Source organism: Pseudomonas guariconensis (assembly GCF_040822035.1).
Lineage (GTDB): Bacteria > Pseudomonadota > Gammaproteobacteria > Pseudomonadales > Pseudomonadaceae > Aquipseudomonas > Aquipseudomonas guariconensis.
The window spans coordinates 2,371,262-2,394,919 of sequence record NZ_CP162012.1 but is presented as its reverse complement, the minus strand read 5'-3'; the positions used below and the strand labels follow the sequence as shown (position 1 = coordinate 2,394,919).

The following is a 23,658-nucleotide window of genomic DNA, read 5'->3' as shown; positions in this document are numbered from 1 at the left end:
ACGCTCATATCCATTAACAGAGGCATTCGTGTCAAAAGGCATCGTTTCGTCCGTCATGGCGTCCTGTCTGTTCGCCGTGATGTATTTCTATACCTCCCTGATGGCTCCACTGGATGGCGAGGAGATCTTCGGCTGGCGCACGCTGCTCACGCTCCCCTGCCTCACCCTGTTCATGCTGGCCACCAAGGACTGGAAACTGGTCGGTGGCTTGCTCGCTCGGGTCAAACAAACGCCGACATTGCTACTGGGGATGATCGGCACGTCCTGGCTGATGGGCGTGCAGCTATGGCTGTTCCTCTGGGCGCCTTTGCATGGGCGCAGCCTGGAGGTTTCCATGGGCTACTTTCTGTTGCCGCTGGCCATGGTCCTGACTGGTCGACTGGTCTATGGCGAGCGCCTTTCGCGCCTGCAAAAAGTTGCGGTAGCGTGCGCCGTCCTGGGCGTGGGGCATGAGCTGTACCAGAATGGCAGCTTTGCCTGGGAAACCCTGGTGGTGACCATTGGCTACCCAATCTACTTCGTCCTGCGTCGGCGCTGCCGCACCGATCACCTGGGCGGTTTGTGGTGCGACATGTTCCTGTTACTGCCGTGGGCGCTGTACTTCGTGATGCAGCGCCCGCTCACGCCGGCCGACTTGGCCGAACATCCGGGCCTCTATGGCTTGATCCCGTTGCTCGGCGCGATCAGCGCCTCAGCCCTGATCGCCTACGTGCTGGCCAGCCGCTTGCTGCCATTTAGTCTGTTCGGGCTGCTCAGCTACGTGGAGCCGGTGCTGTTGGTCGGCGTAGCCCTGCTGCTGGGCGAGACCATCGGCCCTGACCAGTGGCTGACCTACCTGCCGATCTGGGCCGCAGTGCTGGTGCTGGTGCTTGAAGGCTTCAAGCACCTGCTACGCCAGCGTCGTCGCTCGGTGTAAGGCGAACCTGGCGCACCCTGCGCTCCTCCACTGCCATCACCGTCAGCGTCCAGCCATCGCAGGCCAGACGATCACCGACCACCGGCAGACGATCCAGCAAGCTCATGACCAGACCCGCGAGGGTCTGGTAATCCTCGGTAGCGCGGGCGCTGAAACCGGTACGCGCCTGTACTTGGCTCAGGTTCAACGCACCGCTGACCACAAACGCCCCGCCCTCTTCGACGATGCCTGGCCCAGTCACTTCACTGGCGTCAGGCAGTTCTCCCGCGATCGACTCAAGGATGTCGGTCATGGTCAGCAAGCCTGTGAAGTCACCGAACTCATTGACCACGAAGGCGATATGCGTGGAATGTGCGCGCATCTGCTCCAAGGCATTGAGGATGCTGAAGCTCTCCAGCAGGTTAAGCGGCGCACGTGCCAGGCGCTCCAGGTCAGGTCGCCCACCGGACAGCAATTCCTTGAGCAGTTCTTTCTTGTGCACGAAGCCCAACGGCTCTTCGATCCGCCCATCACGGATCAGCGGCAGACGTGAATAGGGCGAGTGGGCCAGCGCTTGGGCGATGGCATCGGCAGGCAGGGCCAGGTCGATGGCATCCACCTTGACGCGCACGGTCATCACGGTGCGGATCGGCCGCTCGGCCAGATTCAGCACGCCACTGATCATCACCCGCTCGCGACGGTCGAAGACCACCTGTTCACCACCGCCTTCGACCAGATCGGCGATCTCATCGCCCACTTCGTCCGCCTCCACCCGGCGCCCGCCCATCAGCCGTAGGACGGCATGGGCAGTTCGCTCGCGCAGCGGTCGATGCTGTTGCAAGCTGCGCTTGCGACGCGCACGCGCCAGCTGGTTGAACAGCTCGATCAGCAACGAGAAGCCGATGGCCGCGTACAGGTAGCCTTTCGGAATGTGGAAGCCCAGGCCCTCGGCTGTCAGGCTGAAGCCGATCATCATCAAGAAGCCCAGGCACAGCATGATCACCGTGGGGTGGGCATTGACGAAGCGGGTCAGGGGCTTGCTGGCGACGATCATGATGCCGATGGAGAAGATCACTGCGATCATCATCACCGACAAATGTTCGACCATACCCACTGCGGTAATCACCGCGTCGAGGGAGAACACCGCATCCAACACCACGATCTGCGCCACGATGGGCCAGAACGCCGCATGCCGGGTAGCGCCGTTGGTCTGCACCACATGCCCTTCCAAACGCTCATGCAACTCCATGGTGGCCTTGAACAACAGGAACACACCACCGAACAGCATGATCAAGTCACGACCCGAAAAACTCTTGCCCAGCACCTCGAACAATGGCGCGGTCAAGGTGACCATCCAGGAAATGCTGGCCAACAGGCCCAGACGCATGATCAAGGCCAGGCTCAGGCCAATGACCCGCGCACGGTCGCGCTGATGCGGCGGCAGCTTGTCGGCCAGGATGGCGATAAACACCAGGTTGTCGATGCCCAGCACCAGTTCGAGCACGATAAGCGTGGCAAGGCCCAGCCAGGCCGTAGGATCGGCTAGCCATTCCATTGCGAAGTACTCATGCGGGAGGCGTCACAGGGACGTGGGAAGGAAGGCCGATATGGCCAGAGACTGGGGGGCTCCGAGAAGGTGCTCATGGTGACCTTGATGGCTAATTGGGATGTTGATCCTACAGTCACCGCGGCTTTTTCTGACAGGGTGAAACTATTACAAAAGCTGTAGGGAACTTTTCTTCAATACCCTGCCTGCCCCCTTCGGCCACGATGGTGCGTCCCACCACTCAAGGAAAATTTCTCATGAGCCTGTCCCTGTCCATGGCTGCTTTCGCTCTGGCGGCGTCCATTTCACCCGGCCCGGTCAACATCGTTGCCCTAGGCAGTGGCGCTCGCCATGGCCTGCGCGCAAGCCTTGGCCATGCCGCCGGAGCGACCCTGGGCTTTTGCCTGTTGTTGGTGCTGGTTGGCCTGGGCCTGCATGAACTGCTGCTGCGCTGGCCGTTGCTGGGCCGCTTGCTGCATGGCGGCGGGGTGCTTTTCTTGCTGTACATGGCCTGGAAGCTGGCCTGTGACAATGGCCAGTTGACTACCGAGCATCAGGACGACGCGCCTTCAGCCTGGCATGGCGCGGCCATGCAGTGGCTCAACCCCAAGGCCTGGCTGGCCGCTGTGGCAGGCATTGGAGCCTATACAGGGGGTGAGCAGCATTTGTTATGGCTGTTTGCCTGGATCTATGGGCCGATCTGCTTCGTCTCGATTGCCAGTTGGGCCTGGGCCGGCAGTGTGATTCGCCAGTACCTGGGCAACCCTGGGCATATGCGCATGTTCAACCGGGCACTGGCAGCTTTGTTGCTCGCCAGCGCGTTGTACCTGGCCTTGGGCTGACCCTAGCGGCCCGAGCGATAATGCCCAGGGGTCGCCGCCAGGTGCTGCTTGAATGCCCGTTGCAGATGCGCCTGATCGGCAAAGCCTGCCTCCGCCGCTACTTCGGCGATCGCCCGCCCCTGGCGTAATTGGGCCCGGGCGTGCTGCACGCGTTGGTCGAGCAGGTAGCCATGGGGTGTCAGGCCGAAACGCTGACCAAAGGCGCGGATCAGGTAAGCCCGCGACAGGCCGACGGCAGCGCAGATATCTTCGATCGTCAAAGGGTCGAGCCGATGAGCGCGGATGAACGCAGCAGCAGCTTCCAACCGGGGATTGAACTGTATCGGCGGTGTCGGCTCGTCGTCGAGGTCACCCCGCAAGGTCCTGAAAAACGCGGCCAGGCAGGCTTGACGGTCTGCGCACTGGTCATCGAACAGTGTGGCAAAGACCTCAAGCAGCCGCCCGTACAGCACCGGTGAGGTGCTGTACGTCGCCAACGGCAGTTCAAAGCCCTGGGCCTGTAGCCACGGCAGGTCGACGAACAGCATCAGGTAGGACCAAGGCTCGTCCTTGATGGGGTTGCAAGTATGGACCACGCCGGGGTTCATCAGCACCGTGGTGCCTGCACTTACCTCCCGTCGTACGGTGCCCGTCACGTAGGTGCTGCGCCCGCCGGTGATAACGCCAATCGAAAAGCTCTCGTGGGAATGGGGCGCATAGCACACCTGGCGGCCATCCCCCACTCGCCGGGCTTCAACGAAGGGTAAAGCCGGATCCCGCCAGAACCGCGACACCTCGATCATCGCTGCGCCCTCATCGCGCCTGGAAAAACGTCAAAACATGATGTGATACGGCGTATAGGCCCACTCTGATGCACGCTGAACAGCGCCGGTTTGCGGCTCGAGCAGTTGCAGGCGCAGCCATTGGTCGATGAACAGATTCGCCGCATGGGCACCTTTGGCATTCTGCCCGAATACGATGCCCACCGAGTAGGGATACAGATTGTTTTCCAAGTACGCCGTTTTGGCGGCCTTGGATTTGTAGGCCAAGGCGAAATCATCGCAATCGAACACCTCTGGCTTGTACCTGAAATACTTGAGGCCTGACTCAACCCAGATGCCGCGCGCTTGTTGAGCGGATATGGCCTCGTAGTACGAATCCACGGACGTCTGATACGTCAAAGTCGTATTGGGCCAGGTCGCTTTGATCAACTCTCTCACCCTGACAAGCGGAATCGACAATTTGTGCAAAGAGAACCGAAGCTGGTCATCGTCGGAGACGTCGCTTTCAGGCACCAGCTTCACCCACCCCCACTTACCAGCAGGCGCCTGCACGGCCATACGCGTGCTGCCGATTTCACAGCTCAGCGTGAAAGCAAACATTTGTCGATGGTTGACGATTGTGGTCCCACTTCGCTTGATCCTGAAACGCAGGCGCGGATAGTCCGTCCAAACCTTGAACCCCGCGAATACATAGTCTCCAGCGGTCGAGTTGCCATCGGCGAAGAAGGACCAGCCGACCATCTTCTTTTCCGCGGACATCGACAGGTTTTGACTGGTCGGGTCCAGATGCACCACCAACGGCACTAGTTCAGCGCCATATCGTTCCGGCTCACCCAGATACACCCACCCCCAATCATCGGACTTTGCATGAACGCACAGGACACGCCCATGCTGATCACGCAGCACCATGCGATCAGTGGCCTTGATCTGCTTAAGGCCCAGCGCACGGGTCAGCTCTGCCGTGAAATCCGGGGCGGTGGTATCAGGCTCCGGTGGCGGCTCGACGGGTTCAGGGCGCGGCAATATCTGACCAACGAGTGGGCTGTTGGCATCATCGGGTTGACCGGGGACAAGTTTGTGAATGGGCATGGGTAATTGCTCGTCGACTTGAAATGAGTCGACAACATGCGCGAGACCTGAGCCAGCCATCAGCGGGTAAACATTCCTGAGACCACTGACAAGGCGCACTCATCAGGCAAAAAAGGGCGGTTCTCACCGCCCTCTTCCCACACTCTGCAAACCTTACGGCATGACCGGTGGCACATAGTGCAAAGTCGTGCCCAGGGCCCACAGCAACACCAGCACCAACGGCACGTGCACCAGCAATTGTACGAATGAAAAGCCGATCAGGTCCCGCGCCTTGAGCCCCAGCACGCCCAGCAGAGGCAGCATGTAGAACGGGTTGATCAGGTTGGGCAAGGCCTCGGCGGCGTTGTAGATCTGCACCGCCCAGCCCAGGTGGTACTGCAGGTCGTTGGCCACCAGCATCACGTAGGGCGCCTCGATGATCCATTTGCCGCCGCCGGACGGGATGAAGAAGCCCAGCACTGCCGAGTACACCCCCATGAGCACGGCATAGGTGTCGTGGGAGGCGATCTGCACGAAGAACGTAGAGATGTGGTGCGCCAGGGTCTGTTCATCCACGCCCTTGACCTGAGTGAGGATCGCGGCGATCGAGCCGTACAACGGGAACTGGATCAACACCCCGGTGGTGGTCGGCACCGCGCGGGTCACAGCATCGAGGAAACTGCGCGGACGCCAGTGGAGCAAGGCGCCGAGCATGATGAACAGGAAGTTGTAAGTATTCAGGCCGGAGATAGCGGTGATCGCAGGTTTGGTGGCGAATTCTTGGTACAGCCAACCGCCAGCCAGGGCAACCAGCAGCAGGGTCAGTATTGGGCTGTACTCCAGCCACTCGCCCGGACGGGTGCGTTGGGCCACCGGTGCCGCGCTGAAGCTTGGGTCGACGCCGCATTGCTCGGCGGTGCGGGCACTGTTCGGCCCTGGCGCAGTGGCATAGGCAATGACCAGCGAAACGATCACCAAGGCCGCCAGCATGACGCCGGATTGCCAGAGGAAAATGGTCTCGGTGAATGGAATCACCCCCGTAATGGCGAGGATCGACGGCGGCAGACTGGCCGGGTTGGCCTGCAACTGTGCAGCCGACGACGAAAGCCCTAGCGCCCAGACCGCACCCAGGCCCAGATAGGCGGCAGCGCCTGCGGCACGGTAATCCATCTTCAGGTCCTGGCGCCGGGCCAGGGCACGCACCAGCAAACCGCCGAATACCAGCGACAGCCCCCAGTTGAGCAAGGATGCGAGCATCGAGATCAGCGCTACCCAGCACACCGCCGAACGACCGTTCTTCGGCAACCTGGCCAGGCGGTCGATCAGCCGCGCGGCGGGCGGCGAGCTGGCCACCACATAACCACCAATGACCACGAAAGCCATTTGCATGGTGAATGGGATCAGGCTCCAGAAGCCATCGCCGAACGCCTTGGCGGTATCGGTAGGCTTGGCGCCCATGACCATCGCGCCCAGGCACACCAACACAACGGCCAGGGCGGCGAATACCCAGGAATCGGGGAACCAGCGTTCGGCCCAATTGGAGCAACGCAGGGCAAAACGGGCGGAGCGGCTGTCTTGGATTTCAGCGGCCACGGGATTTTCCTTTTATTTGTTTTTTTGATTTTCAAGCACTGAAGCAGCACAAAGCCCTGTGGGAACAGACTCACCCGCGAAGACGTCCGTTCAGGCGACGGTGTCGCCTCGACTGACGCTTTCGCGGGCAAACCCGCTCCCACAGGGCCGATGTTTCTTAGAAGGTCATTTCCTTCACGTCATCCGGCACGATCAGCTTGCCGGCGGTCTTCTCGATGATTTCCTCCACGCTGACCCCCGGGGCGGTCTCGCGCAGGATGAACGCGCCGTCTTCGATTTCCAGGTAGGCCAGGTCGGTGAGCACCTTGCGGATGCAACCGGCGCCGGTCAGCGGCAGGCTACAGCGCGGCAGCAGCTTGGATTCACCATCCTTGGAGGCATGGGTCATGGTGACGATGATGTTCTCGGCACCAGCTACCAAGTCCATGGCGCCGCCCATGCCCTTGACCAGCTTGCCAGGAATCATCCAGGAGGCGATGTTACCCTCCACGTCAACTTCGAACGCTCCCAGCACGGTAAGGTCGACGTGGCCGCCACGGATCATGGCGAAGGATTGCGCGGAGTCGAAGATCGATGCACCGCGGCGGGCGGTGACGGTCTGCTTGCCGGCATTGATCATGTCGGCATCGATCGTGCCTTCGGTGGGGAACTCGCCCATGCCGAGCAGGCCGTTTTCCGATTGCAGCATCACGTCCATGTCGGCGGGCACGTAGTTGGCCACCAGGGTGGGGATGCCGATACCGAGGTTGACGTAGTAACCGTCCTTCAGTTCACGGGCGACGCGTTGCGCCATCTGTTCGCGGGTCAGTGCCATGGTCAGGATCTCTTTGTTGTTCTGTGGACGGCGCGTTAGGCCTTGACGGTGCGCTTCTCGATGCGCTTTTCGAACGTGCCGACGATGACCCGGTCGACATAGATGCCGGGGGTGTGGATCTCGCTGGGCAGCAACACGCCCGGTTCGACGATCTCCTCGACCTCGACCACGGTGATCTTGCCGGCGGTGGCGGCCAGCGGGTTGAAGTTCTGCGCGGTGTTGCGGTACACCACATTGCCGTAGTGGTCGGCTTTCCAGCCCTTGACGATGGCGAAATCGCCCGTGATGGATTCTTCGAGGATGTACTTGCGCCCCTTGAATTCACGCACTTCCTTGCCTTCGGCGACGGGAGTGCCGTAGCCGGTGGCCGTGTAGAAGGCCGGGATACCGGCACCGCCTGCGCGCATCTTTTCGGCCAGGGTGCCTTGAGGGGTCAGCTCGACTTCCAACTCACCGCTGAGCAGTTGGCGTTCGAACTCGGCGTTTTCGCCGACATAGGATGCGATCATCTTGCGGATCTGACGGTCTTCCAAGAGGACACCCAGGCCGAAGCCGTCGACGCCGCAGTTGTTGGAGACCACGGTCAGGCCTTTGACGCCGCGGCGCTTGATTTCAGCGATGAGGTTTTCGGGGATGCCGCACAAGCCGAAGCCGCCGGCCAGTACCGTCATGTTGTCGGTCAGGCCTGCGAGGGCCTCTTCATAGGTTGCTACGCGCTTGTCCAGTCCGGCCATGCTCAGTCGCCTTTTGTAGTTGTTGGAACCGTGGAGGCATCTTCACCGCTGTCGACTGATTTGTTAATTTTGTTTTCGTCATCGATTGATAACTTTTTCAAAACAAAATCGGGTTCGTCATGAACGTCAAGCAGTTACGCGCCTTCATCACCGTGGCCAAGTACCAGAGCTTCGCCCAGGCCGGCGAACATCTGCATGTCTCCCAGCCGGCCTTGAGCCTGACCATCAAGGCCCTGGAGGACAACCTCGGCGGTGCGCTGTTAACCCGCACCACCCGCAGCGTCAGCCTCACCCCCGAAGGTGAAGTGCTATTGCCCTTGGCCCGGCGCCTGCTGGCAGATTGGGATGACACCGAGGAAATGCTACGCCAGCGCTTCACCCTGCAATTGGGGCGGGTCTCGGTGGCGGCCATGCCCGCCTTTGCCGGCAACCTGCTGCCGCGCTCGCTGAAGGTGTTCCGCCAGCGCTACCCCAAGGTCAACGTCACCGTGCATGACGTGATCAACGAACAGGTGCTGGAGCTGGTGCGCCATCGCCGCGTCGAGCTGGGTATCGGTTTCGAGCCGGAAAACCTCGACGGTTTGCGTTTTCATCCCCTTTATCTGGACCGCTTCGTGGCGGTGGTACCCGCCGACTCGCCACTGGCAAGCCAACCTCAGGTCACCTGGCAGGATCTGCTGGCCCAGGATTTCATTGCCTTGCAGCGTCCTTCGGCGGTGCGTCTGCTGATGGAGCAGAATGTAGCAGCCAGCCACGGCAAACTGACTGCGGCGTTCGAGAGCCATCAACTGTCGACCGTAGGTCGCATGGTCGCCAACGGCCTGGGCGTGAGCGCCGTGCCAGCGCTGTGCATCAACCAGATGCAGGAGCTCGGCGCGCGCTGCGTGGCCCTGGTCGAGCCCCGCGTGGAGCGCCGCATCGGCGTCATTGCCCTGGCCGACCACAAACTTTCCACGGCAGCGCAAGCGTTGCTCGACGTCGTGCTTTCCCACACCGATCCACAGGAGGTGACATGCGTTTCGTGAATCTGGCAGACGCCAGCGTCCCGGCCATTGGCCAAGGCACCTGGTACATGGGCGAGGACCCACGACACAAGGCCGCCGAGGTGGCCGCCCTGCAACAGGGCATCGAACTGGGCCTGACACTGATCGACACGGCGGAGATGTACGCCGAAGGTGGCGCCGAGCAGGTGGTCGGCCAAGCCATCGCCGGACGCCGAGAACAGGTATTCCTGGTCAGCAAGGTCTACCCGCACAATGCCAGCCGCCGCGGCATTCCCGCTGCCTGCGAGCGGAGCCTGACGCGTATGGGTACCGACTGCATCGACCTGTACCTGTTGCACTGGCGTGGCCAGTATCCGCTGGAGGAAACCGTCGAAGCCTTCGAGCGCCTGCGCGAGCAGGGCAAGATCCGTCGCTGGGGCGTGTCCAACTTCGACCTGGAGGACCTGCTCGAGCTGGACAATCCCGACTGTGCCACCAACCAAGTGCTGTATAACCCGGCTCAACGAGGCATCGAGTTCGATCTGCTGCCATGGAGCCAGACACATCGATTGCCGACCATGGCCTACTGCCCGCTGGCCCAGGCCGGGCGTTTGCTGCAACACCCGGTACTGGCCGAGATCGCCGAGCGGCATGGGGCCACACCGGCCCAGGTGAGCCTGGCCTGGGTGACGCGCAACGAAGGCGTCATCGCCATCCCCAAGGCGGTGGAGCCACTGCATGTGCGGCTCAACGCGGCGGCGGGCGAACTGAGCCTGACCGACGAGGACTTGCAGGCGATCGACAAGGCATTTCCGGCGCCGACGCGCAAGCAGCACCTGGCGATGGTCTGAGCGTTCTTCGGGGCTGCTTGGCCCGGCGCTCTCCGCGATCGGGTTCGAGGCTAGTGAAAATCCCGGCTGCGCACATCCAGCCCCTGCAACAAGGGGCTGATGTCCTCAAGGCGCCGGGCAATTAAGTGGCGGACGCCCTTCTCCTGCTCCAGCCGTCCGCTCACCTTGAGCAGTTGCGACCCGACCAGTGCCCTGCGTTGGCGCTCAGCCAGGTCACGCCAGACCACTACGTTGACCATGCCGTGCTCATCTTCGAGGGTAACGAACGTCACGCCGCTGGCGGTCTGCGGCCGCTGTCGCCCTACCACCACGCCGGCCACGGCGATGCTGTCCCCATGCTCGACATCCGCCAGCTCGGCAGAGCTGCGACATCCCAATACCCGAAGATTTCGTCGCAACAACGCCAGAGGATGTGGCCCTAGGGTCGTGCCCAGGGTGGCGTAATCGGCAAACAGGTCCTCGGCCACGCTCGGCACCGGCAACTCCACCGCCACTTCTGGCGCAGCCTCCACCTGGGCGAACAACGGCAGCTGCGCCTGCACGGCCGCCACCTGCCAACGTGCCTGATGACGGTCGCGAGCCAAAGCACGCAAAGCACCGGCATCGGCCAAGCGGGCACGGGCGCGGCTGTCGAGCTCGGCGCGCAAGCACAAGTCCTCGACATCACGCCAGGGCTGACGCGCCCTCGCCTGCTCGAGGCGTCGGGCATCGGCCGCGCTGAACCCGCGTATCTGCCGCAACCCCAGGCGAATCGCCAACGCGCCCTCACCGTGCGGTTCCAGGGTGCAGTCCCATTCGCTGTGGCACACGTCCACCGGTCGCACCTCGATGCCCTGGCGACGCGCCTCCTGCAACAGCTGATCAGGGCTGTAGAAGCCCATGGGCCAGCTATTGATCAGCGCGCAGGTGAAGATCGCTGGCTCATGGCACTTGAGCCAACTGCTGGCATAGCAGAGCAAGGCGAAGCTGGCGGCATGGGACTCGGGGAAGCCATAACTGCCAAAGCCCTTGATCTGCTCGAAGATCCGCTCGGCAAAGGCCCGCTCGTAGCGGTTCTTCAACATGCCATTGATCAATCGTTCACGGTGCGGCTCCAGGCCGCCGTGGCGTTTCCAGGCAGCCATGCTGCGGCGCAACTGGTCCGCCTCGCCCGGGGTGTAGTCGGCGGCGATCATGGCCAGCTCCATCACCTGCTCCTGGAACAACGGCACCCCGAGGGTACGCTCGAACACAGCTTCCAGTTCGGGTGAGGGATAGGTCACTTTCTCCTGCTTCAGGCGTCGGCGCAGGTAGGGGTGGACCATGTCACCCTGGATCGGCCCGGGCCGGACGATGGCCACCTCGATCACCAGGTCATAGAACTTCTTGGGTTTGAGGCGCGGCAGCATGGCCATCTGCGCCCGCGACTCGATCTGGAACACACCCATGGTCTCGGCGCGGCTGATCATGGCGTAGGTGGCGGGGTCTTCCTTGGGGATAGTCGCCAAGGTCAGGTGCCGGTCTCGGTGACGGGCCAACAGGTCGAAGCAGCGGCGCAAGGCGCTGAGCATGCCCAAGGCCAGCACATCGACCTTGAGCAGGCCGACCAGGTCGAGGTCGTCTTTGTCCCACTGGATCACCGTGCGCTGCGCCATGGCGGCGTTCTCCACCGGCACCAGGCGGTCCAGCGGCTGCTGGCAGATGACGAAGCCCCCTGGGTGCTGCGACAGGTGCCTGGGAAAGCCGATCAGCTGGCCAGCCAGCACCAGGATGCGTTGCAGCGAAGGGCTCTGTGCCTCGAAACCCGCCTCGGCCAGGCGCTGGGCATCGGGGATGCGGTCGCTCCAGCGCCCGCAGCACTTGGCCAGGGCGTCGACCTGGTCGGCCGGCAGCCCCAGGGCCCGGGCCACATCACGTATCGCGCCGGCGGCATGGTAGGTGTTGACCACTGCCGTGAGCGCCGCCCGGTCACGGCCATAGCGACGGAACACATACTGGATGACCTCTTCCCGGCGGTCATGCTCGAAGTCCACGTCGATGTCCGGCGGCTCGTTGCGCTCACGGGACAGGAAGCGCTCGAACAGCAGCCGATGCTCCATCGGGTCCAGTTCGGTGATGCCCAGCACGAAACACACCACCGAGTTGGCGGCAGAGCCCCGCCCTTGGCAGAGGATGCCCTGTTTGCGAGCGAAATCGACGATGTCGTAGACGGTGAGAAAGTAGCTTTCGTAACCCAGTTCGGTGATCAGTCGTAACTCTTTGTCCAAGGTGTCCAGCGCCTTGCGGCTGACACCTTGCGGCCAGCGTTCGGGCAAGCGCGACTGGCACAGATGGCGCAACCAGCTGGCGGGGGTGTGTCCTTGCGGCACCACTTCGCTGGGGTACTGGTATTTCAGCTCATCCAGGCCGAAGCGACAGCGGTGGGCAATGACCTGGGTTTCGGCCAGCAGGTCGGGCGGATACAGCTCGCCAAGCTCGGTCAAGGTGCGCAGGTGACGCTCGCCATTGGGGTACAGGTAGCGGCCGGCCTCTGCCAGGGTGCAATGCTGGCGGATTGCGGTCATGCAGTCCTGCAGGGCGCGCCGGCCCCGGACATGCATATGTACGTCGCCGCACGCCACCGCGCGAATCCCCACCTGGCCCGCCAGGACGTGCAGTTGTTGCAGACGCCGGGCATCGTCGCACCCTCGATGCAGGTGCACCGCCAGCCACAGCCGCTCGCCGAACAGCGACTTCAGCCATAGCCCATTGGCCGGTGCATCCCCGGGCTGGGCAACCCACAGCGCCAGCAGACCCTGGCAATGGGCTTGCAAGTCCTCGCGGAGCAATTGGTAGGTGCCTTTTTCCGACCGGCGTCGCGCCCGAGTGATCAGTGCGCAGAGGTTCTGGTAGCCCTCGAGGCTTTCGACCAGCAGCACCAGCTTGGCGCCCCCATGAAGCTGTACTTCGCTCCCGACGATAAGCCGTACACCCTCCTGCCGGGCTGCCTGCCAGGCGCGGACGATGCCGGCCAGGGTGCATTCGTCGGTGATCGCCAGGGCCTGGTAACCCAAGGCCTTGGCCCGCTTGAACAGCTCGTCGGCACTGGAGGCCCCGCGCTGGAAGCTGAAATTCGACAGGCAATGCAGCTCGGCGTAATCCAACAGACTCATGCGAACCACCCCTGCAGCCACAACTGCCCGGGCTTGCTCAGGTCGTCATAGGCCCACCCCTGCAACCCATCACGGGTCTCGATGCGGTAGTAGTCACGACGCACGTCGCCGCCGTCCCACCAACCCGACTCGATACGCTCGGCCCGCCCCAACCGGCGCAAGCCTGCTTCGCTCAGAGGCTGGGGCTCAGGTAGCAGCCAGCCAGGGCGGCTGCCTGGCGCGACCGGCAATACGCCCAAGGCCCCCTGCTCCACCGGCTGCCAAGCGCATTCGGGACGGTGATCGGCTTCGGCGCTCAGCGCCTTGACCGCATCGTCGCCCAGGCGCGCCCGCAGGCGTTCGCGCAGCTGCTCCCAGGGTTGGGCCTGTTGGGCCCGAGGGTCGAACAGTGCCTGGTGCTGGGGCACGAAAGGTGGCAGGTCCTCGGCCAGTAAACGAAGGTTACGTACCGGCGCAGGAATGCGCAGCGACTCCAGGCGCCCGCGTGCCAGCTCGAACAGCCTGGCAGCATCGCGCTCGGCGGCCAGCAGACCGACCTTGAGCTCGGTCGCCGGCCCTTGGGCATGTTCCAGGTACAGGTGGAAGCGCTGGACGCCGCAGTCCCGCCCCGCGAGAAAGACCGCCAGGTCGCTCAGCAGACGGCGCAAGGGGAACAACAACGCCTGGTGCGATTCGACATCGAAGTTCAGCTCCAGCCGCACCTCGAAGCGCTCCGCTGGTTGATGGTAGGCCAGGCCCAGGCTGCGCAGGCCGAGCAACTGGTCCAGGTGCACCTGCACCTGGGCGGCAAAGCGCCGGGCCAGCGCATCGCGTGGCAGGGCCAGGACTTCACCGAGATGGCGCAGCCCCATGCGGGCGAACGCCGTCGCCGCCTCCGGGGGCAGACCGATCTTCTCGACAGGCATGCATGCCAGGGCAGCCCGGGTATCCTCCACCGTCATCACTGCCAAGCCGTCATGACCATTGGCGAGCACGCGCGCGGCCACCGGGTTGGTGGCCAGGACAATACGGTGACGCAGCCCCAGTTCGTCCAGCTCCAGACGCAATCGAGCCTCGAACGCCGGCCAGGGCCCGAACAGCCCCAGACTTGAACCGACCTCCAAGAGCAATGCCCGCGGGTAGTGCCGACTGACCTGGCCACTGAAGCGGTAGGCCCAAGTGGCGAGCAACTGCTGGAGCTGCTCGATGCGCGCAGGGTCGGCCTCCACGCACGTGAAGCCATCAGCCAGGGCACGGGCGGTCGTGAGGGTTTGCCCGGCCCGCAGCCCCAGCGCCGCAGCCGCCGCATTGACCGATTGCACCACCCGCCGCTGCTGCGGCCCGCCGATCAGCACCAGGGGGGCGCCAGGGTCGTCACGCTCACGCAGGACGCTGTCCAACGCCAGTTGCGGAAACACGATACACGCCCACAGCATGCTGCATCAGCTCCGCACCGGGCAGGCGATGGGCGCTGCCGGCGACAAGCCGCCACGGCATTTGAGCACCCGCCATTGGGCAGGCCGGGTGTCGATGGCAATACGCAAGGCTGCTGGCGAAGGATTGTGCAAAGCCTGCTGCCCGCGGCAGACGAACGCCAGGGCCTGCCCTGTCTCGGCAGCCACCTGCAAGCGCCGCAGGGCTCGGTCATCGGCACGCCCAGGCCAGCACAGCACGGCCGCGCAACTGCCGGAGCGCAGGCACTGCTCGGCGGCCCACAAGGCTTCGGCCGCAGGGGCCTCGACCTGGGCCAACCAGCGCAGGTCGACACCAGCCGCCTGCCAGGCCGGCGCATAGGGAATGAACGGTGGTGCCACCAGCACCACCCGGCCGCCTTCACCGGTCAGGCGCGCCAGGCTTGGCCAGAGCAATTGCAGCTCACCGCAGCCAGGACTGGCCAGCAGCAGTTCCGTGAGTGCAGCAGCCGGCCAGCCGCCTTCGGGCAGCCGATCGTCGAGCGAGGCATGGCCGGTAGGCTGCAGGCCCTGAGGCCGTGCCTGGACCTGGCGCCCGCGCCAGATCCGACGCTGGTCAAGCAGGCGATCGAGGTCGACTACCGCGCCCATCAGTCACGCCTCAGCAGGCCACAGAACACGCCTTCGATGACGAAATCCCGACCCGACGCCACATCGATTGGCGCATAGGCAGGGTTGCGTGGCAGCAGGCGATAGCCTCCGGGGATGCGCTGAAGGCGCTTGATGGTCACCTCGCCATCCAGGCGGGCGACCACGATCTGCCCGTCGCGGGCCTCGCCCTGCTGGCGGATGCCGACCAGATCGCCATCGAAAATGCCGTCGTCGACCATCGAGTCGCCGCGCACCTTGAGCAGGTAGTCGGGCGTACGACGGAACAGGCTGGGGTCGAGCAACAGCTGCTCGTGGATGTCCAGGTCGGGACCGATCGGCGCGCCCGCCGCCACTTGGCCAAGCACCGGGATTTCGAGGATCTCGGGCCGACGCAGCGGCTCGGCCAGCCGGATGCCGCGGGCCTGGTTGGGTGTCACGTCGATGAAGCCGGCCTGGCTCAAGGCGGTGATGTGCTTGCGCGCCACGCTGCGCGAGGCAAAACCGAAGCGCTGGGCGATGTCGGCCAGGCTGGGGGGCTGGCCGTGATCGGCGATGCGCTCGCGGATGAATTCGAGAATGGCGCGGCGTTTGGGGGTCATGTTATCCATGGAGTACATTTGTACTCTTTTCGGCGTACAGTGAACAGCCCCCTTCGTCGTCCGGTTTGGCTATCATGGCCGGGATTGACGTTTTCCCCTTTTGGATACCCGATGCTGACCGCCCTGCTGTTCGACCTCGATGGAACCCTCACCGATACCGATACCCTGCATTTGCAGGCCTTCCGCCAGTTGCTGCGCGAGCATGACGGCCGCGAGCTGAGCCAAGCGCAGTTCGAGGCCCAGGTCAGCGGGCGGGCCAACGGAGAGCTGTTCGCCGAGCTTTTTCCTCTCTGCAGCCCGGCCCAATGCCTGGCCCTGGCCGAGCGCAAGGAGGCGTTATTCCGCGAACTGTCGCCTCGGCTGACGCCCATGCCCGGACTGGCACGCCTGATGACCTACGCCCGGCAGCATGAAATCGGTATGTGCGTGGTGACCAATGCGCCCCGCCTCAATGCCGAGCACATGCTGACAGCCATGGGCCTGGAGGGATGTTTCGGACATGTACTGGTGGCCGAGGAACTGGCCCGCCCCAAGCCCGACCCGCTGCCCTACCTGACTGGCCTGCAGCGCCTTGCAGCCACGGCCAGCCAGGCCCTGGCCTTCGAGGACTCTCTGCCCGGCGTAAAGGCTGCCAGCGATGCAGGCATCTTCACAGTGGGCATCGCCACTACCCAGACTGCCGAGCGATTGCTCGCTGCCGGGGCGCGATTGGTGGTCGAAGATTTCAACGACACGCGGTTGTGGGCGTTGATAGACGAGATGGCCGGCTAGCGTCGACGGTAGCTTTTGTTGCCCGAGGGTGTCAGGCAATACACCCCGCCTCGCGGGCCCGTGCAGTAGTTGCCACTGCCGCATCCGCAGCCTTCGTCGCTGGCGCGCAATGACTGCACTGCCGGGCGCGCGGTACGGCTCCCGTATAACGCGCTGCAGTTTTTCTTCGAAGCGCTGATCGAACCGTCGTTGCACAGGAAGATCTCGCCGTCACACCCTGCAATCCCACCCTTGCGACCCGAGCACGGGGTGTTAGCCGCCTGGGCCGACGTGATGCCGAGCAGAAGAGTCAACAGAAATAACGACAGACAACGCCAGCGCATGCACAGCTCCTTGTGATTAGTGGCCTGATGATATCACTCGAATTCATCCGGGCTACTGCACCATTCGTCGTGAGGGGGCAAGCCTTTGTCGAATCCAACAGCCGCCATTCGACCATTCGCTGAATCCCTCACGTGGAGCCAGCGTCATGAACAATCCAGACATCAAGCACCCAGTGGTGACCCGAAGCGAGTGGCTCGCCGCCCGGCGCCAGCTCTGGCTGCATGAAAAAGCCCTTACTCATCAGCGTGACGAAGTGGCAGCGGCCAGGCGGGCCTTGCCGTGGGTCAAAGTCGAACAGCCTTACCGCTTCCACGGGCCCGATGGCGAGCTGGGGCTGACGGACCTGTTTGCCGGGCGCAGCCAACTGCTGGTCTATCACTTCATGTTCGCCGACGGTTGGAGCGAGGGCTGCCCGGGGTGTTCGTTCCTGGCCGATCATTTCGACGGTGCCAACCTGCACCTGGCGCACCATGACGTTTCGCTGGTCGCGGTGTCGCGGGCGCCCTATGGGCAGTTCCAGGACTTCCGGCGGCGGATGGGGTGGCGGTTTCCTTGGTTCTCGTCACACGGTGGCAGTTTCAACGAGGACTTTGGGGTGAGTGTCGCCACGGATGGGTCTGGGCAGTACAACTACGAGGCCTATGCGGGGAGCGAGCAGGAGCTGCCAGGGCTCAGTGCGTTCTACCGGGACGGGAATGGGGCGGTCTATCACACCTATTCTACGTATGCGCGGGGGCTGGACATTCTGGTGGGGGCTTACAACTTTCTCGACATTGCGCCGTTGGGGAGGAATGAGGGGGGGACGATGGATTGGGTGCGGCATCATGATCGGTATGAGGTGGGGGCGCGGGCTGGGCAGTGTTGTCATGAGTGAGGGCTTGGGCTTGGGCTTGGGCTTGGGCTTTCAGGCTGGGTGAATATCCGGGTTTGGTGGGGGCGCTACCGGCGCTTTTCGCCTTTACGGCGACCTACTTTTGCTCTTGGGCAAAAGTAGGCAAAAACCGTTGGCTCCCACATCCGGCCCCTGCGCTGCGCTCCGGGGTTCCCTGCGCTCCGGTGCCTTTCGGGGCTTCGCGGCCTCCGGCTTGCTACGCCAGCCTCCATCTCGCGACTTCGGCTACCGCCGAAGGGCGCTGCGCGCCTGCCCCTACAGACACCTCCACTCGGCCTCCTGAGGTCGCGATTGGTGGCGTCTGGACTATCGCGTAGCAAAAGCAAAAGCAACGGCAACGGCAACGGCAACGGCAACGGCAAACAAGTTAATTGTTTGGGTGTTTGTTCAGGCCTATTCGCGGGTTAATCGGAGCACCGAACCGCCGACCCTACAGGCACAGCGCCGTTCTCAAGAGCTGCGGTGAGCCTGTGTGAGCGGCGGTTCGGTGCTCCGGTTTACCCGCGAATGGCCCAAAAGCTCACCACAAAAACCACTGAACGAAACAACGCCAGCCCAGACGCCGCCCGTAACTTGCGCCCCATCAGCAGGCCGAGCGGAGGTGTCTGTAGGGGCAGGCGCGTAGCGCCCTTCGGCGGTAGCCGAAGTCGCGAGATGGAGGCTGGCGCAGCCAGCCGGAGGCCGCGAGGCCCCGTAAGACACCGCAGCGAGGGAACCCGGTGCGAAGCGCCGGGCCGGATGCAGGGGCGCGCGGCTTTTGGTTACTTTTGGCCAAGACCAAAAGTGACCCGCCGTAAAGGCGGAAAGGTGACTAACCGTCGCCAAATCAAACGGATAAGCCCACAAACCTCAAAACCAACAACCAACAACAACCAACGCCAAATCAAATCTCGTGCGCCGCAAGCAACTCCATGAGCACCTCGGCCAACGCCCGAACCATTCCATCCGCCGTCGGCCGATGCACCACCACGATCTCGTAGCTATCGACCTCCGGCAGCCCCTGCTCCACTCCCAACACCCGGTGCTCCGCCGTCGCCGCCCGCGGCGGCAACAGACTGATCCCCATGCCATCGGCCACCGCCGCCTGTATCCCGCTCAAGCTGGAGCTGGTAAAGCTGATACGCCAACGCCGCCCCATCCCCTCGATCGCGGTAATCATGTCATCGCGATACAACCCCCGCGGCGGAAAAGTCACCAGTGGGATCGGGTCGAGTTCGAAGGCCGGTGTCCGGGCACTGTCGATCCACTGCAATCGCTCAGGCCAGCACGCCACCCCTTCCCTCGCATTACGCCGCTGCTTGAGCAACACCAGATCCAATTCGCCGTTGTCATAGGCTTGGCTCAGGTCCCGGCACAACCCGCTGGTAACCTCCAACTTGACCTGAGGATGGCGTCGACTGAATGCCGACAAGGCATTGGTGGTGCGCCCACCGACGAAATCCTCAGGTACTCCCAAGCGCACCGTCACGCCAACCATCGCCCCCGCCAGGGCTTCGAGCATCTGGTCGTTCAGCGCCAGCATGTGCCGGGCATAACCCAGCAGTGTCTGCCCTGCGTCCGTGGGCAGCACGTCGCGGTTGCCTCGCACCAGCAGGCGGTGCCCCACCATGTCCTCCAGCCGGCGTACTTTCTGGCTGATGGTCGACTGGGTGGAGTGCAAGCGCGTCGCCGCCGTGGTGAAACTGCCGCAGTCGGCCACCACGACAATGGCGCGCAGCAGGTCGAGGTCGAACAGGGCCCTATTCGGTTTAACGCTGATAGACATCGGTGTATTCAACTTCTGAATGACAGACCCGACTTCTAGCACGCCCATACACCGCCGGCAACCGCACGCGCCAGCGCGTCAGTCGCCCAGCGCCGTCCCTTCGCGCCGAGGATCGGCACCCGCCGACCAGCCGTCAGCGGTGCGCTGGATGATCTGCGTCCCGCTGGTCATCGTCATCGGTGTCACCTCATGGCCGCGGGCTTGAAGCGCCTGTATCAGGGCTGGGCTTGCCAACCCCGCTTCCACCTCGGTGCCGAGGTTGCGACTGCCGAAGTTGGGCAGGTTGATGGCCGCTTGGGGATCGAGCTTCCAATCCAACAGGCCGATCAATGCCTTGTTCACGTAACCGATGATCTGCGAGCCACCGGGTGAGCCCAGACTGGCCAGCAGTTCGCCGGACTCACGTGTGAATACCAGTGTCGGCGACATCGAGGACAGCGGTCGCTTGCCGGGAGCGACCGCATTGGCGACGGGCTTGCCGTCTGCGCTGGGTACGAACGAGAAGTCGGTCAGATGGTTGTTCAGCAGAAATCCTTTGACGAACAGGTGCGAGCCAAAAGCGGCCTCCACGGACGTGGTCATGGCAACCGCACCGCCCAGATCGTCGACGGCCGAGACATGGGAGGTGGCAATGCGCAAGGGAGACCGGTCAGGCGACAGGGCCAAGTTGTTACCCGGCGGTGTACCGGCCTCGGCGTGCTTCATGCTGCTCGGGCCGATCAGCCGGGCACGACTCGCCAGGTACGCCTTGTTGGTCAGCCCTTGGAGATTCACCGCCACATAGTCGCTATCAGCCAGATACTGAGCACGGTCGGCGTAGGCCAGGCGCTCGGCCTCGGCAATCAGGTGAACCGCCATGGGCGCGGGTTCCAGACCCGCCACCGACGCCGCCTGCGTCGGTGCCATGCTGGCCAAGTCCAGCGACGGTGTGGCCGACTGCAGGGCTTCGAGGATGCCCAGGGTCTGCAATACCGCGACGCCACCGGAGGATGGCGGTGGCATGCCGCAAATGCGCCAGATCTTGTAGGGCCCACAGACGGGCGTGCGCTCCTTGGCCTGGTAGCGGCGCAGGTCTTCGAGCGACAGCAGGCCGGGGTTGGCATGGCCGCGCACAGCCTCGACCATCGCCTGGGCAATGTCGCCGGTGTAGAACGCATCAGGCCCCTGCGTGGCGATCAGTTCCAGCGTCTGTGCAAGCTCGGGGTTCTTCAGAAGCGTGCCGACCGCCAAGGGCTTGCCTTGGGCATCGAGAAAATAGCGGGCCATGCCGGGCGAGCCGGCGACATAGGTGTCCGCTGCCAGCAGTGTGTGCAATCGCTTGGACATCGGGAAACCGTCGCGGGCCAAGGCGATGGCCGGGGCAAACAGGTCGCGCCATGGCAGTCGACCATGCTGTTCATGGGCCAAATGCAAGGCGCGCAGCACGCCGGGTACGGCCACTGAGCGGCCGCCGATCTGGGCGTCACGAAATGCCATGGGCGTGCCGTCAGACTTAAGGAACAGGTTCGGCGTAACCTGCGAGGGCGCGGTTTCACGACCGTCGAAGGCCTGGACCTGGTGCCCGTCCCAATAGAGGATGAACGCCCCTCCACCGATACCGCTGGACTGCGGTTCGACCAAGGTGAGCACCGCCTGCATGGCGATGGCAGCATCGATGGCGCTGCCACCTGCGCGCAACACCGAGCGCCCTGCGTCACTGGCCAAGGGGTTGGCGGCGGCAGCCATGTGCCGGCTGGCATGAGTCGGCTGTAGCCCGGCGCGGTAGCCGGAGTCGAGCTCGGGTGGCAACGGCAAGACCGAGGGCGTTTCTGCCGTTCGTCCACCCCAGCCACAACTGGTCAAGGTCGCCAGGCAACACAGAGCCGTGACACGCACTACAACGGGTAAAGGCCTTTTCAAGAAGGACATCCTGTAATTCGAGGGCAGGCGCAGGGCGCCAAAACCAGCGATTTTAGCCGAACCTGCGCAAAAGCCCGAAAACAGGGGTATATCCAGAAATGCACTGATGTTCATGCGCAGAATTAACTTCAAGCACTCAAGGGTATTTCCTAGGATGAAGACCGGTCATTCAGGAGCCTCTCCCATGCGCTTGCCGTTCGCCGCCCTCTTCGCCTTGCTCATCAGCGTTGTCGCCCACGCCGAGACCCTTGCCATGGATACCCAACTGCTCGATGCCGCCCAGCGTGGCGATGCTTCTGCCGTACGCCGTCTGCTCGATGAAGGCGCCAACGTCGATGCGCGGGACGCTCGGCGCCGCACCGCGCTGCTGGTGGCCACCCACGCCAATGAGGTCACGACAGCCAAGGTGCTGATAGAAGCTGGCGCCGACGTCAATGCCAAGGACGACATCCAGGACAGTCCTTATTTATATGCCGGGGCCCGTGGTCTGAACGAGATCCTGCGATTGACCCTGGATCACGGTGCCGACCTCAAGAGCACCAACCGCTACGGTGGCACCGCGCTGATTCCCGCCGCCGAACGCGGCCATGTGCAGACCGTACAGATGCTGATCGACGCAGGTGTCGACGTGAACCATCTCAACCGCCTGCACTGGACCGCCTTGCTGGAGGCGGTGATCCTTGGCGATGGCGGCCCGCGTCACGTGGACATCGTCCGCCGGCTGCTGGCGGCCGGGGCGGACCCGGCGATCGCCGACAAGGACGGCGTGACGGCACTGGAGCACGCGCAGCAGCGAGGATATCGGGAGATCGTGGCGTTACTGGAGAAATGAGGGCGAATGGAGCCGTCCGCCCTACTCCACCGCCTCGAACGGCAACCCCACATAGTTCTCGGCAATGTTCACCAACCCGGCCGGCGAGCTGAGGTAATACTCCCGGTCAGCTTCCTGCATCTTGCGGTCCCAGTCATCCTGATGCTCGCCGAAGTCATGCAGCAACTGGGTCATGAACCAGCTGAAGCGCTCACCCTTCCACACCCGGCGCAGGGCCAGGGGCGAGTACTGAGCCAGCAGGTCGGTACGCCCTTCGCGGTAGACCTTGACCAGGATCCGGTAGAGGTAATTGACGTCCGACGCCGCCAGGTTAAGCCCCTTGGCACCCGTGGGCGGGACGATGTGCGCGGCATCGCCGAGCAAAAAAAGCCGGCCGAACTGCATGGGCTCGACCACCTGGCTGCGCAGCGGTGCGATGCTTTTCTCCAGCGCCGCCCCGGTGACCAGTCGTGCCGCCACGTCCTCTGGCAGCCGCGCCTTGAGCTCTTCCCAAAAGCGCTCGTCGCTCCAATCTTCCACACGCTCTTGCAGCGGCACCTGCAGGTAGTAGCGGCTGCGGGTGTGGGAACGCTGGCTGCACAGCACGAAACCGCGCTCATGGTGGGCGTAGATCAGCTCGTGGTTGACCGGCGGCGTATCGGCCAAGAGGCCCAGCCAGCCGAACGGATAGACACGCTCGTATTGCTTGAGCACCCCCGCAGGGATGCTCTGGCGCGACACACCGTGGAAACCATCGCATCCGGCAATGTAATCGCAGTCCACGCGCAGGCGTCGGCCGTCCTGCTCGAAAGTGACAAAGGGCTGTGAAGAGTCCAGCCCGTGCAACTGCACCTGACTGGCCGAATAGACGATCGGCGCACCGCTGGCCTGGCGGGCCTGCATGAGGTCACGGGTGACCTCGGTCTGGCCGTACACCATGACTGTTTTGCCGCCGGTGAGGGCCTTCAGGTCAAGGCGTTGGCGACGACCGCCGACTAGCAGCTCGACGCCCTCATGCACCAGTCCTTCACGATCCATGCGTTCGGCGACACCCGCCTCGCGCAACAGGTCGACCGTGCCTTGCTCCAGCACGCCGGCACGGATGCGGCCGAGCACGTAGTCTGGGGTCTGACGTTCGAGGATCACGGTGTCGATGCCAGCTCTGTGCAGCAACTGGCCAAGCAGCAGGCCGGACGGACCAGCCCCGATGATTGCAACCTGAGTCTTCATTGTTGTTGTCTCGTCGTATCGATGCCGGTACTGGCAACGCATGCCTTGGCATCTGCAGATTTGGGTTTGCACCTGCATTTTTACTGGCCACTGCCTGGCAAAAAGTG

Annotated in this window: 21 protein-coding genes; 7 read left to right on the top strand and 14 right to left on the bottom strand. The window is 63.4% G+C overall.

Annotated elements, in window-relative coordinates; translation table 11 throughout:
* The first annotated feature begins 28 nt into the window (after positions 1-28).
* The gene (gene rarD, locus AB1N67_RS11000) at positions 29-916 is read left to right on the top strand and encodes an EamA family transporter RarD (protein ID WP_043215003.1); all 888 of its coding nucleotides are present in this window, start codon (positions 29-31) and stop codon (positions 914-916) included.
* Here rarD and AB1N67_RS10995 read toward each other — a convergent pair.
* Entirely contained in the window at positions 879-2,450 is a 1,572-nt protein-coding gene (locus tag AB1N67_RS10995; RefSeq protein ID WP_043215005.1) for a TerC family protein, read from the bottom strand. The two genes, rarD and AB1N67_RS10995, sit on opposite strands and share 38 nt — an antisense overlap.
* 248 nt (positions 2,451-2,698) lie before the next feature.
* Between AB1N67_RS10995 and AB1N67_RS10990 the strand changes: the two genes are divergently transcribed.
* Positions 2,699-3,283 (top strand): LysE family translocator, encoded by a 585-nt coding sequence (locus AB1N67_RS10990; protein ID WP_043215007.1) that lies wholly within the window; start codon positions 2,699-2,701, stop codon positions 3,281-3,283.
* Between the two features lie 2 nt (positions 3,284-3,285).
* On the opposite strand, the gene AB1N67_RS10985 is transcribed toward AB1N67_RS10990, so the two are convergent.
* The 5 genes from AB1N67_RS10985 to AB1N67_RS10965 all read right to left on the bottom strand — a co-directional run bounded on the left by AB1N67_RS10985 (position 3,286) and on the right by AB1N67_RS10965 (position 8,253).
* Positions 3,286-4,065 (bottom strand): AraC family transcriptional regulator, encoded by a 780-nt coding sequence (locus AB1N67_RS10985; RefSeq protein ID WP_090342518.1) that lies wholly within the window; start codon positions 4,063-4,065, stop codon positions 3,286-3,288.
* 30 nt (positions 4,066-4,095) lie between these two features.
* Positions 4,096-5,133 carry a lectin MOA-related protein gene (locus tag AB1N67_RS10980; protein WP_367863800.1) on the bottom strand — a complete coding sequence of 346 codons (1,038 nt, stop codon included), beginning with the start codon at positions 5,131-5,133 and terminating at the stop codon, positions 4,096-4,098.
* Between the two features lie 153 nt (positions 5,134-5,286).
* Positions 5,287-6,705, bottom strand: coding sequence for a short-chain fatty acid transporter (locus AB1N67_RS10975; RefSeq protein WP_102082529.1), 1,419 nt, complete (start codon positions 6,703-6,705; stop codon positions 5,287-5,289).
* Positions 6,706-6,862: 157 nt separating this feature from the next.
* Positions 6,863-7,519, bottom strand: coding sequence for a CoA transferase subunit B (locus tag AB1N67_RS10970; protein WP_070572443.1), 657 nt, complete (start codon positions 7,517-7,519; stop codon positions 6,863-6,865).
* 35 nt (positions 7,520-7,554) lie between these two features.
* On the bottom strand, positions 7,555-8,253 hold the full coding sequence (locus AB1N67_RS10965; RefSeq protein ID WP_043215587.1) for a CoA transferase subunit A: 699 nt from the start codon (positions 8,251-8,253) through the stop codon (positions 7,555-7,557).
* Positions 8,254-8,372: 119 nt separating this feature from the next.
* On the opposite strand from AB1N67_RS10965, the gene AB1N67_RS10960 reads away from it, so the two are divergent.
* Both AB1N67_RS10960 and AB1N67_RS10955 read left to right on the top strand, forming a co-directional pair.
* Positions 8,373-9,278: a LysR family transcriptional regulator gene (locus AB1N67_RS10960; protein WP_043215586.1), complete on the top strand. Its 906-nt coding sequence runs from the start codon at positions 8,373-8,375 to the stop codon at positions 9,276-9,278.
* A complete protein-coding gene (locus AB1N67_RS10955) occupies positions 9,266-10,087 on the top strand; it encodes an aldo/keto reductase (protein WP_043215584.1) in 822 nt (273 codons plus the stop codon). Before AB1N67_RS10960 ends, AB1N67_RS10955 begins: the two co-directional genes overlap by 13 nt.
* A gap of 50 nt (positions 10,088-10,137) precedes the next feature.
* Here AB1N67_RS10955 and AB1N67_RS10950 read toward each other — a convergent pair whose 3' ends face one another.
* Genes AB1N67_RS10950 through lexA form a run of 4 tightly spaced genes read right to left on the bottom strand, consistent with a single transcriptional unit; the run spans position 10,138 to position 15,877 of the window.
* Complete coding sequence (locus AB1N67_RS10950; RefSeq protein ID WP_367863799.1) at positions 10,138-13,218, bottom strand: error-prone DNA polymerase; 3,081 nt, start codon at positions 13,216-13,218, stop codon at positions 10,138-10,140.
* Positions 13,215-14,633: a DNA polymerase Y family protein gene (locus AB1N67_RS10945; RefSeq protein ID WP_367863798.1), complete on the bottom strand. Its 1,419-nt coding sequence runs from the start codon at positions 14,631-14,633 to the stop codon at positions 13,215-13,217. Before AB1N67_RS10945 ends, AB1N67_RS10950 begins: the two co-directional genes overlap by 4 nt.
* A 6-nt stretch (positions 14,634-14,639) precedes the next feature.
* Positions 14,640-15,260 carry a translesion DNA synthesis-associated protein ImuA gene (gene imuA / locus AB1N67_RS10940; RefSeq protein ID WP_090342495.1) on the bottom strand — a complete coding sequence of 207 codons (621 nt, stop codon included), beginning with the start codon at positions 15,258-15,260 and terminating at the stop codon, positions 14,640-14,642.
* Entirely contained in the window at positions 15,260-15,877 is a 618-nt protein-coding gene (lexA, locus tag AB1N67_RS10935; RefSeq protein ID WP_182818904.1) for a transcriptional repressor LexA, read from the bottom strand. The genes imuA and lexA overlap by 1 nt, the downstream gene beginning before the upstream one ends.
* Positions 15,878-15,970: 93 nt before the next feature.
* Here lexA and AB1N67_RS10930 point away from each other — a divergent pair, with 93 nt between their 5' ends.
* Positions 15,971-16,630 carry an HAD family phosphatase gene (locus tag AB1N67_RS10930; protein WP_102082815.1) on the top strand — a complete coding sequence of 220 codons (660 nt, stop codon included), beginning with the start codon at positions 15,971-15,973 and terminating at the stop codon, positions 16,628-16,630.
* Here the strand turns inward: AB1N67_RS10930 and AB1N67_RS10925 are convergent.
* A complete protein-coding gene (locus AB1N67_RS10925) occupies positions 16,627-16,953 on the bottom strand; it encodes a hypothetical protein (protein WP_090342390.1) in 327 nt (108 codons plus the stop codon). The genes AB1N67_RS10930 and AB1N67_RS10925 overlap by 4 nt on opposite strands.
* Before the next feature lie 146 nt (positions 16,954-17,099).
* On the opposite strand from AB1N67_RS10925, the gene AB1N67_RS10920 reads away from it, so the two are divergent.
* Positions 17,100-17,828 carry a thioredoxin family protein gene (locus AB1N67_RS10920; RefSeq protein WP_102082816.1) on the top strand — a complete coding sequence of 243 codons (729 nt, stop codon included), beginning with the start codon at positions 17,100-17,102 and terminating at the stop codon, positions 17,826-17,828.
* A 901-nt stretch (positions 17,829-18,729) separates the two neighbouring features.
* Here the strand turns inward: AB1N67_RS10920 and AB1N67_RS10915 are convergent.
* Both AB1N67_RS10915 and ggt read right to left on the bottom strand, forming a co-directional pair.
* Complete coding sequence (locus AB1N67_RS10915) at positions 18,730-19,611, bottom strand: LysR family transcriptional regulator (protein ID WP_043211342.1); 882 nt, start codon at positions 19,609-19,611, stop codon at positions 18,730-18,732.
* Positions 19,612-19,689: 78 nt separating this feature from the next.
* Positions 19,690-21,510, bottom strand: a complete 1,821-nt coding sequence (gene ggt, locus AB1N67_RS10910) for a gamma-glutamyltransferase (RefSeq protein ID WP_232095239.1) — start codon at positions 21,508-21,510, stop codon at positions 19,690-19,692.
* A gap of 184 nt (positions 21,511-21,694) precedes the next feature.
* On the opposite strand from ggt, the gene AB1N67_RS10905 reads away from it, so the two are divergent.
* Complete coding sequence (locus tag AB1N67_RS10905) at positions 21,695-22,342, top strand: ankyrin repeat domain-containing protein (protein WP_102082603.1); 648 nt, start codon at positions 21,695-21,697, stop codon at positions 22,340-22,342.
* A gap of 21 nt (positions 22,343-22,363) precedes the next feature.
* Here AB1N67_RS10905 and pobA read toward each other — a convergent pair whose 3' ends face one another.
* The gene (gene pobA, locus AB1N67_RS10900; RefSeq protein WP_182818896.1) at positions 22,364-23,551 is read right to left on the bottom strand and encodes a 4-hydroxybenzoate 3-monooxygenase; all 1,188 of its coding nucleotides are present in this window, start codon (positions 23,549-23,551) and stop codon (positions 22,364-22,366) included.
* Positions 23,552-23,658 lie beyond the last annotated feature (107 nt).

Bases quoted from the DNA above. Each gene is read 5' to 3' on its own strand.
- AB1N67_RS10995 (WP_043215005.1), bottom strand. From the start codon at position 2,450: ATGGAATGGCTAGCCGATCCTACGGCCTGGCTGGGCCTTGCCACGCTT.
- AB1N67_RS10990 (WP_043215007.1), top strand. From the start codon at position 2,699: ATGAGCCTGTCCCTGTCCATGGCTGCTTTCGCTCTGGCGGCGTCCATT.
- AB1N67_RS10985 (WP_090342518.1), bottom strand. From the start codon at position 4,065: ATGATCGAGGTGTCGCGGTTCTGGCGGGATCCGGCTTTACCCTTCGTT.
- AB1N67_RS10980 (WP_367863800.1), bottom strand. From the start codon at position 5,133: ATGCCCATTCACAAACTTGTCCCCGGTCAACCCGATGATGCCAACAGC.
- AB1N67_RS10970 (WP_070572443.1), bottom strand. From the start codon at position 7,519: ATGGCACTGACCCGCGAACAGATGGCGCAACGCGTCGCCCGTGAACTG.
- AB1N67_RS10965 (WP_043215587.1), bottom strand. From the start codon at position 8,253: ATGGCCGGACTGGACAAGCGCGTAGCAACCTATGAAGAGGCCCTCGCA.
- AB1N67_RS10960 (WP_043215586.1), top strand. From the start codon at position 8,373: ATGAACGTCAAGCAGTTACGCGCCTTCATCACCGTGGCCAAGTACCAG.
- AB1N67_RS10955 (WP_043215584.1), top strand. From the start codon at position 9,266: ATGCGTTTCGTGAATCTGGCAGACGCCAGCGTCCCGGCCATTGGCCAA.
- AB1N67_RS10950 (WP_367863799.1), bottom strand. From the start codon at position 13,218: ATGAGTCTGTTGGATTACGCCGAGCTGCATTGCCTGTCGAATTTCAGC.
- AB1N67_RS10945 (WP_367863798.1), bottom strand. From the start codon at position 14,633: ATGCTGTGGGCGTGTATCGTGTTTCCGCAACTGGCGTTGGACAGCGTC.
- imuA (WP_090342495.1), bottom strand. From the start codon at position 15,260: ATGGGCGCGGTAGTCGACCTCGATCGCCTGCTTGACCAGCGTCGGATC.
- lexA (WP_182818904.1), bottom strand. From the start codon at position 15,877: ATGTACTCCATGGATAACATGACCCCCAAACGCCGCGCCATTCTCGAA.
- AB1N67_RS10930 (WP_102082815.1), top strand. From the start codon at position 15,971: ATGCTGACCGCCCTGCTGTTCGACCTCGATGGAACCCTCACCGATACC.
- AB1N67_RS10925 (WP_090342390.1), bottom strand. From the start codon at position 16,953: ATGCGCTGGCGTTGTCTGTCGTTATTTCTGTTGACTCTTCTGCTCGGC.
- AB1N67_RS10920 (WP_102082816.1), top strand. From the start codon at position 17,100: ATGAACAATCCAGACATCAAGCACCCAGTGGTGACCCGAAGCGAGTGG.
- AB1N67_RS10915 (WP_043211342.1), bottom strand. From the start codon at position 19,611: ATGTCTATCAGCGTTAAACCGAATAGGGCCCTGTTCGACCTCGACCTG.
- AB1N67_RS10905 (WP_102082603.1), top strand. From the start codon at position 21,695: ATGCGCTTGCCGTTCGCCGCCCTCTTCGCCTTGCTCATCAGCGTTGTC.
- pobA (WP_182818896.1), bottom strand. From the start codon at position 23,551: ATGAAGACTCAGGTTGCAATCATCGGGGCTGGTCCGTCCGGCCTGCTG.